We start from the raw sequence: 1,104 nt of genomic DNA, 5'->3' as shown, positions 1-1,104 counted from the left end.
TGTGATGTCCGGGGACGTTGTTTCCCGACACGGGGCTGAGTCTTCCGACAGGTGAGGGCCCCCGGGCTGTGAAGTGGAGCTGTCTAGTTCAACGCTTCACAAGCACCCAGGAGGCCCTCGTGTCCCACGCTAACGCTGTCCTGACCCCGCGCACGAGGCACCGGCTCGCGCGCCTGATCATCGAGGACCACTATCCCGTCGCGGTCGCAGCGAAGATGTTCATGGTCTCGCCTGTCACTGTCCGCAAGTGGGTCGCTCGGTACCGCGCCGAAGGCGAGGCGGGGATGCAGGATCGCTCGAGTAGGCCCCACCGGATCCCGCACAAGACGCCCGAGCCAGTGAAGAAGCGCGTCGTCGCGTTGCGGTGGCGCCTGCGGCTCGGGCCGGCACAGATCGCCGGCCGCCTGGGGTTGTCCCCGTCGACAGTTCACGCTGTCCTCGTGCGCTGCGGTGTCAATCGCCTCTCCCATATCGATCGGGTCACCGGCGAGCCGCTCAGGCGTTACGAGCATCCCTATCCGGGCTCGTTGATCCATGTCGATGTCACGAAGTTCGGCAACATCCCCGACGGCGGCGGGCACCGTTACGTCGGCAGGCAGCAAGGCCATGCGAATCGTCGCACCAGCGAGAACATCACCCGCGGGAAGAACTATCGGGCGCTGATCGGCACCGCGTTCGTCCATACCGTCATCGATGACAACTCCCGCGTGGCCTATGCCGAGATCTGCTCGGACGAGAAGGCCGTCACCGCGATCGGTGTCCTCGAACGCGCTGTCGTCTGGTTCGCCGAGCATGGCGTCACCGTCGAGCGGGTGCTGTCCGACAACGGCTCGGCCTATAAGTCGTTCACCTGGCGCGACGCATGCGCTCGTCTCGGCATCGCGCACAAGCGGACGCGACCGTATCGGCCGCAGACGAACGGGAAGATCGAGCGATTCCACCGCACCCTCGCGGACGGTTGGGCGTATGCGAGGTACTACTCGTCAGAAGGTGAGCGGCGCGACGCGCTGCCGGGCTGGTTGCACTTCTACAATCATCACCGGCACCACTCCGCGATCGGTGGCCCGCCCTTCAGCAGACTCAACAACCTGCCCGGACATCACA

1 protein-coding gene is annotated in these 1,104 nt (G+C 65.3%); it reads left to right on the top strand.

The window, feature by feature from the left end:
• Positions 1-119: 119 nt before the first annotated feature.
• On the top strand, positions 120-1,104 hold a 985-nt coding region (locus tag KOL93_RS15985; RefSeq protein WP_221586420.1), incomplete at its 3' end, for an IS481 family transposase.

This window comes from Microbacterium salitolerans, from assembly GCF_019720895.1.
Lineage (GTDB): Bacteria > Actinomycetota > Actinomycetes > Actinomycetales > Microbacteriaceae > Microbacterium.
The sequence above is the reverse complement of the archived record's forward strand: the minus strand, read 5'-3'. Positions and strand labels throughout refer to the sequence as shown.